Below are 9,037 nucleotides of genomic sequence, written 5' to 3' on the forward strand. Positions count from 1 at the left end.
ACAACAATGACAGAATTCAAAGTAATTTGGAGTGAAAAACACCACGGCAAGTAGCTGTGATGTAAAATTAGATTTAATGGTGGCATTTTTTTGTCCGTGTTTAGTTTTTTATTTAAAATTTAATACCTTTGATCAGCTTCATGGCATGGTTGCAAGTAGTTTAGCGCCATGCTTGTAAGTAATAATATTCAAATTTTTTTTATTAATTTCTAATTTTTGAATACTTAATTGCAATTTTAATAATTTAATTGCATTATAAGATTCTTCAATTTCTAAAAGATATTTGGGTCCTTTAATAAATGAAAATAATGTATTTTCATTTCCTAAATGATATGTGGATAAAATCAAGTTTTTAAGAGAGGAAACGGCTCTGGCAGTAATAAAATTAAATGTTTTATTAATAACTTGCTCAGTTCTATCATTAATAATTTCAAAATTTAAATTTAATTTTTCTTTTACAATTCTTAAGAACTTAACTCTTTTTTGCAATGGCTCTATAATTGTTAATTTAACTTTTGGATTAACTATTAAGTATGGAATACAAGGGAAACCGGCGCCCGAACCAATATCAGCTCAGGTTGAGTTGTCTTTAATATTTAAATTTTCAATATATTTAATAGACTCATATATTCCTTCCGCCCAAAGAATATCGCCTTCAAAACCTGTTAAGTTCATTACTTTATTATATTTGTGGATCAAAGCAACATATTTCTCAAGTTTATTGTATGAATTTGGAAATAAATTTTTAATTTTTTTCTCTCAACTCATCAACTTCATCTCTTATTGCTTTATAAATATCGCTAACGCTTTTACCATTATTATATGCATCAATAGTGTCAGCAATAAAATTAGTTAAACTTATAACTTTTAATTTACTAAATTTTTTTTCATTTTCAGAATTATCAATTGAATCGGTAATAAATACCTTATCAACATATTCTGAATTTTGTAAAGCATCAAATCCTCTTGAAAATATTCCATGACTAGCAGCTAAATAAACTTTTTTAGCCCCATTTTCTTTGGCTACTTGAGCAGCTTTAATAATTGTTCCGCCAGTATCAATCATATCATCAACAATAACAGCAACATCACTATTAACTTTACCAATCATTCCCATAACTTCTGATTTATTGGGACCAACTCTACGTTTATCAATAATAGCAATTTCTATGTTGTCAGCAATTAATTCAGCTAACAATCTTGCTCTTACAGTTCCGCCATGATCAGGAGAAATTACTGAAACATGTTCATTTGATTTGACTAATTCTTTTGCAAAAATATATTGTGCTCTTAAATCATCAACAGGAATATCAAAAAAGCCTTGAATTGCAGGGTTGTGAAGATCAACACATGTCATTCTGTTTGCACCAGCCGTTTGTAAAAGTTTGGCAATTAAACTGGCACCAATAGGTTGTCTACCTTTAGCTTTTCTATCTTGCCTTGAATAACCATAGTAAGTTAAAACGATGTGAATTGATTTTGCACTAGCCCTTTTAAGAGAATCTATAAATAATAATATTTCAATAATATTATTGTTTACAGGTTTTGATGTATTGGCGATTACAAACACGTCCTTGTTTCTAACACTAACTTCAGACACAAGCATTATTTCGCCATCAGCAAATACTGTTTTATTAATTTCTGAAAGATCTACATTTAATCTTTTTGCAATTTTTTCCCCTAATTCTTTTGAATTATCAAGGGCAAACAATAAAAATTTGTTTTCCATATTTCCTTCTCTATATATATTTAATTTATATAAAAATATTATAATAATATATATTGTTACATTTATAAATTATTATAAAAAAATAAGAAATAGAGGTGTTATGTTCAAAGAAGCAAGCTGAATAAAAAAAGAAATTATAGGAGCTGAATATAACTTTGTTATTGAACAACTATTGCAAAATTATTCAAGGGAAGAGATTTCAAGCATTAATCAAACTGTGGCTTGAAAATTATATGATATGTATGCAGGATGAATGAGTGTTGAGAAAAGAAAAAATCTTTCTGATCGTGAATTAATTTCATTTGTTGATACATCATTTACTTATGAATATTTTAAAGATAAATTAGTTTTAAAAATGAGATATGGAATTCAAGAATTATCTAATAAACCATTTATTATTAAAGATACTAAAAAAATTTATTTTCCAAGTATAAGTGATAATGATGTCAAAAGAAAAATTAAAAATGAATTAAGGGTATTGGCAAATTATAATTCTAATGATAGTTTAAAAATTAATTCATGCTTTGATGGATCATTTTCAATTTGAAAAAAAGATAATTTAATTTCTGAGATGAAATCAAATGAACATTCAAAGATTTTTGTTGATGATATTAAAAATAATATTCCAGAAATATTGCTTCAAATTTTGGGTATGAGAGAAGGAGATTCTAGAAGCATTCCCCTTAATGAAACAACAAAAGCTAATATAAATGTTGAAAAAATTTATGAAGTTAGTTATCCAAAAATAAATAAAGAGACGATTGAAAAAATGAATATTTTTAATGTTGAAAATGAAAAAGAATTATTTGAAACAATGAAAAAGCAATTAGCTTTAAATGTAATTCAAAAAAGTATTAAATCTTATTTAGAATATTTAGCTCCTCGTAGTGTTTTTGATAATAATATTGACATTAATCCTGATTATGTAGAAGGTTTTTATGCTAAAGACGTATTAAAAGAGCATGGTATAGCTATTGAAAAATTTAATGATTTTCAAACATATTTAAAATATAATGAATTAACTGAAAAACAATTTCATGAAAAAGTTAAAAAAAGCGCTGTTGATAAGGCTTGTATAGAAATATTTATAAATGAAGTGTATGATAAATATATTTATCAACAAGATAATGATTTATTTGAATATTTTAAAAAAGAAATTATTAATTCATATAAAACTATTGGCAGAGATATTACACAAGATCAATTTTTTAATGAAAATATCAAAATAACATTTTTACATTTAGAAGTGTTTTTAACAGTTATTAAAATTACTAATCCAAAAGTATACGAAGAAAGAATAAAAGGGAAAAAGTTCCCTTATATAATATAATTAAAATAATTTAAACAAGGAGTGAACATGGCAAATCTTTATGATAGAAACCCAGTAGAAACTGGAACAAAAATTACTGTAGATACTGGTGTAAAAAAAGCGCAAGCATCAGGCGGTGAAAAAATAGGGTGATGGTTTTTATTTATTTTGTCATTACCTTTATTTGGCGGTTTACTTTGATGATGAATTTCAAAAGGAAATGATTTAAAAAGAAGAATGAATAAAATTAATCAATTAAGTGGTCAAATTGATACTCAATTGACAAAAAGACATAATACATTAACAAAATTACTTGGTTCAGTTCAAGGATATGTAGATCATGAAAAAAGTCTTTTATCAGATATTACAAAATTAAGAAATATGAATATTAGACCAGAAACAAGAGAGGAATCAACAAATCTTTCTCAAGGGGTTTTGGGGCGTTTATCTATGATAGTGGAACAATATCCAAATTTAAAAGCTAATGAACAATTTAATAAGCTTTCAGACAATATTGTTTTATTAGAAGATGAAATAGCAGCTACAAGAAGATTTTATAATTCTGAAGTTAATGAATTTAACTCTCAATTATTTACATTTCCTTCAAATGTTAAAGCAACATCAATGGGACTTGAAACTATTCAATTATTTTCTGCAGATCCATCCAAAAAACAAGATGTGGCCATTAAATTCTAATATGTAAAAAACAAATTTAATTGGACACATAGCTGATTGAAAATATCAATCGGCTATTTTTAATTACTGTAATGCGAATTATTATTAAAACTTATTATTTTAAATTTTATTGATAAAAATGATTTTAATAGCACATTTTTGAATAATAAAAAATAAGAGTCTGAATTTTATATAATTAAATAAATAATATTTAAGGAGAGTGTGTTTTATGAAGCGAAAAAAAATATTGTTTTATTCATCAATTTTGCTTTCTTCATTTTTGATAGTGCCTATTATAAGTTGTGAAAGAAAAATAAGGCAAATTGAAAATTCCCAAAAGGAACAAGAAAAACATCAAGCCAGTTTAGATAATTCTTCTATTAAAAAAATAGAGGATGATTTAAAAGCGGAAGAAAATAAAAAACTTGAATTAGAACAAGAAAGATTAAAACAAGAAAAAATTAAAGCAAAACAACTCGCCCTAAAAGAAGCTATTAAGAAAAAAATATTAGAAAAAAAAGAGGCTTTGAGAAAGCTGCAAGAAGAAAATAAAACACTTCAAGAAAAAATTAAAAATAAAGATCGTGAACAAGAAAATTTAAAGAAATGAGTTGATAAAACACAAGAAGAAAATAATAATAAAAATTCATTAATTACTGATGTTAATTCTGAAATAAATGCTTTAACTGAAAATAATCAAAAGGTAAATCAAGAACAAATTAAATCAGAATTGCAAATTGAATATGAAAAATTATTGGTTGAACAGCAAAAAATAATTAGAAAAAATCAAACAAATGATACTCGTCCACTTATTGATGTTTTAAAACAATTTACTTTGTTCTCATTAAGTGAAGACTTGCCGGCCAAGTTATTTGATTTTTTAGATGAATATCTTCTTAAATTGGCATTAAGAATAAGAATTGATGAAGATATCAAAAAACAAATTAGAAAAAGTTTTGAATTTGAAAAAATTAATCAAACTTTTAAATGATTTATTAATGATACTCTTAAAATTCTTAGAAACATTAATTTAAAATCAGATGATGATGGAATTATTGAACAAGTAAAACAAGAAGTTATTAAAATTTTACCTGATTATATTTATAGATTTTTAGATCTTGCTATTGAAGTGATGGCAAAACCAGCAGTAAAAAGAAGCGGCACTCAAACTTCATTGTTAACTGAAATTATTCTAGATATTCTTGAAAAAAAAGAATTACCAATTTTTTCTGTTAAATCTGAAACAACAAAAGTGCTTTATCAAATTTTACATTTATTTGTTGATTTTGATGGAGTGAATTCAAAAAGTTTAATAAATCACTTTGTTGATACTGCTAGAGAAATTGCTAGAAACTTCAGGTTTACATTAAATATTTCAAATGATTTTATTCAAATAATAAATCAGACAATTTGAGCATTATTTAGAAATAGTGATGGTAGTGTCAGTTGAAATAAAATATTTGATAATATTTTACCTAGATTTTTTGAAGATATTGAAGTAGAAGATGAGAATTTAGATATATTTGTCGACTTTTTAAATAGACTTTTTGTAGATTTTGATGATTCTATATACAAATTTTTAAATATTGATTTAGCTCTTCCAGATTGAAGAGGAGTTGATGCTATTGTAGAAAGCGAGAAAAAAGAATTAATTAACAAACTTTTACGTGAAAAAGATCAAATTCGCGAAAGAGAAAAAAGACTTGAAGAAAATAAACGTAAAAATATTATTAAAACAAAAATGGAGGGTCCTTCAGTTATTTCAAAAAATGATCAAATTAAACCAGAAATAATTTCAGCGCGTTTTGAAGAGGGGACATCAAGAGCATTATCTCAAACTAAACAAAATGAAAATGTTGAGAGCATTCAATTAAACTTTTTTAAAATACCAAAATTAAAACCAAATTTAGATACAATTATTCACCTTTTATTTAACCACAAAAAATATACAACTTTAATTTGAAAAATGTTAACTAAAATATTTGATCCTTATGTTAGAGCATTTATTAGAGATGTAAAAAAAGATCATCAAAGTATTACAGCCTCAATTACAAAAATTCAAGATTTAATAAATAATACAAACTCAAATTCTTTAAATAATTTTAATTTACAAATAAATAATAATATTAAAACAAAAGGAAGTTTTAAGGCTTTGTTTAGAATTGTTGTATTTATGACACAATTAATTTATAAAGGCGTAAATTTTAATAAAAATTTAGTATTTGAAAGATATTTAAATATTAATCCAATTGCTCTTCAAAATTTAATACCAAATATATTAATAGAATTATTTCAAAAATATATTAGTGAAAATGAATTAAAAACATTAAATATTGGCTATGTAATACATGAATTATTTGGAAATTTAGATAAAAATGATTCATGAAAACAAGTAATTAATCACGTTAAATACTTATTTACTGGAAGAGGTTTTGGCGAAATAGATAATGTGTTTTACTGAATTGAAAAGAGAGATAAAGAAAAGCTAAAAAGAATGCTTAAACTTGGTTATTATTTTGATGGAACAATTCCAAACCCTTCATATAAGAAAGGAAATTAGGTGATATTATGATTAAAAATAAAAAAAGAATTATATTTTTTATATTAAGCTCAGTACCTAGTTTATTTGCATTATCAACAATGAGTTTGAGTGTTAAAAATAAATCTCAAAATTTAAATAAAGCCCAATGAATTTATTTAGAATCTTCCTTTTCATTAAGAGATAAATTTAATCAAATAAAAACAGAAAATTCGACAAAAAATAATAATTATGAAAACATAATTGATATTACAGAGCAAGCTAATTCAAATGTTGAAATAATTTTACCTAAATTTGAATCAAAAACAGAATTTGATACTTCAAAACAAATATTAAATTCTAAAGAAACAGAAATAAATAAAGAACAAATTGAGCAGCTTGACGAAGAATTAGAAGAATTAGAAAAAATTGAAAAATTTGATGAAGCTGAATTGTTAAGACAGCAAGAATTACAAAAAAAATTATTAAAAGAGCTTGAACAAAAGTCAAAAATTACAGAAATATATGAGAATAGATTAAAAAATCTATCAATAAATTCAATGGTATTAAATGCTCTATCACTTGGTGTTCAAGTTGGTGTAAATGTTTATTTCAATGTTCAAAACGATAATTTAATTAATAAAAGAGAATATGAATTAAAACAAAAAATACTTCAATTAAGAAATTATAATAATTTGCTTAGACAATATAAAAAACAATATATTGATGACCCATTAATAGATATTTTTGATAGGTTAATTGAAATTGCGATTAAAAGAGATTTACCTGAGCAACTTTTATTTGTTATTGATGAATATATTTTAAAACCATATTATGTTAATCCTTTTTTAAGAAAACAATTAAAAGCCTCTATTTTAAAAGAAGAATTTATTTCACCGCTTAGAGAAGCGATTAAAAATTTATTAAACGCATTTAGAAAAGTGGAAAATACATATGATCCTTTAGAATTAACTGAGCAAATTAAAAATAATATAGCAGAAATAATGCCTAAATTATTACCACTATTATTAAAAAATATAGTGCACACTCTTACTTATGTTTCTAACATTCAAATTAGTGAAAATAATTTTGTTCAAAGTTCAATTTTAGCTGAAGTAATTATTAAAGAAGCTAAAGCAAAGAATGTTTTCATTGATTCTATTAGAACTCAACTTTCTAAAGTTTTAGAACATGTTGGTAAATGATTTTTAGATAGCGAAAGCAAAAAACTAATACAAATATTATCTAAAATTGTTGCAAAAGTTTTAAAAATTACTACTTTAACTTTTGATATAAAAGTGGATGGCATTACACTACTTAAAGAAATAGTTGAAGAAATAATGAATGATGAAGAGGGATTTATTTCATTTGATAAAATTTTAAATGTATTAATTCCTGGTTTTTTAAATGATTTAGATGTAGATGTGAGACAAGCAAAAGATTTTTCATCATTAATTAATTTACTATTTGATTCAAATGGCGAAATTTGAAAATTTTTCGAAATAGAAAGACCATATTTTTGAATTAATAAAGATAATTATAAAAAAGAATTTGAAAATAAAAGAAGTGCTTTACGCTATTTACATTTATCTTCTTCAAAAGATTATGTTCAAAAAATCATTAATGGAATTAATCCTGAAAGTTTTTACGAAAGAAATAATAATAAAAATCCTAGAAAACAAGAAGTAGATATTCCTGCGCCTAAACCAGCACCTAAGCCTACACTTCAAATAGCTCCTAGAACAGTTAATTTAGAATCACAGGCCGCACTTATATCTAAAGTATCATCGCTTAATGATATTACGCTTAAAGTTCCTCAATTAGAATTAAGTTTTGCAACTCTTTCAAAAATAATATTTAATTTAGGTAATTACGTAAATTTATTTAGAAGTTTATATAGTAAATTATTTCAACCATTTGTATATGATTTAATTACTGATGCTTGAGAATATAAAAAATACTATAATGAAAATTATTCTACTAATGATAGATTTAATGTTAATAATATTAAGTTAGAAGAAACTCATTTTGCTAGACTTTCAAAAAGCTTTCAAGCATTATTTAGATTTTCTACATTAATGACATATTCAATTTATAAAATGTTAGGCAAAAATAAATTTTTACTCGATTCAAGAGCTGGATTTAATATATTTAGTTTACAAAAATTAATACCTTTAGTTATTGAAGACGCAATACGTTCAAACAACAAAGATAATTTATTATTAAAAGAAGATATTCAATATATTTTAAATAACTTATTTGGTAATTATAACAAAAATATATTTGAGTCAATTTGAAGCGAAATAGTTAACTCTGTAAAAGAAACAAAAGAAAACAGTATTTTCGAATTACTTAAAAACTTGGGTACAGATGTTATTTATGAAGAAAAATTAAAACACATGTTATTATGAGGTTTTTATAAAGATGATAAATAGTATTCTGTTAAATTAAAAATCAACTTTATGCAAAGTTGATTTTTAAAATAAAGTATTAAACGCATATGTGTTGCACTTGATATTTCATTTTAGAAAAGTTAGTAGCAAGACTAGCTTTTCCCGAGTTTCCAAGTTAAGTATTAAAAACTCAAATACAGGCTTAAAATTTCCTGAATTTGAGTTTTTTCTTTGTTTTGTATGCTATAAACGAATAGATCTATTTATATCATTGTATATCTTTACTTTTTCATTTGAAGAGGAGTTTATGCTGAATGTTCTTATTATTTTTCCATCTAAAACTTCATTACAGCTTAGTTTTGAATTAATTGCATCACTAAATTTATCATTTGTCATGAAATTAACTTCTCCAT

6 protein-coding genes are annotated in these 9,037 nt (G+C 24.1%); 4 read left to right on the top strand and 2 right to left on the bottom strand.

The features are described 5' to 3' along the window. Positions 1-108: 108 nt before the first annotated feature. Both rsmG and QMA87_RS00295 read right to left on the bottom strand, forming a co-directional pair. Complete coding sequence (rsmG, locus tag QMA87_RS00290; RefSeq protein WP_283833633.1) at positions 109-768, bottom strand: 16S rRNA (guanine(527)-N(7))-methyltransferase RsmG; 660 nt, start codon at positions 766-768, stop codon at positions 109-111. Continuing rightward, entirely contained in the window at positions 746-1,729 is a 984-nt protein-coding gene (locus QMA87_RS00295) for a ribose-phosphate pyrophosphokinase (protein ID WP_283823867.1), read from the bottom strand. The genes rsmG and QMA87_RS00295 overlap by 23 nt, the downstream gene beginning before the upstream one ends. Before the next feature lie 100 nt (positions 1,730-1,829). Here QMA87_RS00295 and QMA87_RS00300 point away from each other — a divergent pair, with 100 nt between their 5' ends. The 4 genes from QMA87_RS00300 to QMA87_RS00315 all read left to right on the top strand — a co-directional run bounded on the left by QMA87_RS00300 (position 1,830) and on the right by QMA87_RS00315 (position 8,666). Continuing rightward, entirely contained in the window at positions 1,830-3,059 is a 1,230-nt protein-coding gene (locus QMA87_RS00300) for a hypothetical protein (RefSeq protein WP_283833467.1), read from the top strand. A gap of 27 nt (positions 3,060-3,086) precedes the next feature. Continuing rightward, positions 3,087-3,734, top strand: coding sequence for a LemA family protein (locus QMA87_RS00305; RefSeq protein WP_283827115.1), 648 nt, complete (start codon positions 3,087-3,089; stop codon positions 3,732-3,734). Positions 3,735-3,942: 208 nt separating this feature from the next. Then, positions 3,943-6,273, top strand: a complete 2,331-nt coding sequence (locus QMA87_RS00310) for a hypothetical protein (protein ID WP_283827116.1) — start codon at positions 3,943-3,945, stop codon at positions 6,271-6,273. A gap of 8 nt (positions 6,274-6,281) precedes the next feature. Then, positions 6,282-8,666 carry a hypothetical protein gene (locus QMA87_RS00315; RefSeq protein WP_283833634.1) on the top strand — a complete coding sequence of 795 codons (2,385 nt, stop codon included), beginning with the start codon at positions 6,282-6,284 and terminating at the stop codon, positions 8,664-8,666. The last annotated feature ends 371 nt before the right edge of the window (positions 8,667-9,037 follow it).

The organism is Mycoplasma phocimorsus (assembly GCF_030077875.1).
In the GTDB taxonomy this organism is placed as follows: Bacteria; Bacillota_I; Bacilli_A; order Mycoplasmatales; family Metamycoplasmataceae; genus Mycoplasma_H; species Mycoplasma_H phocimorsus.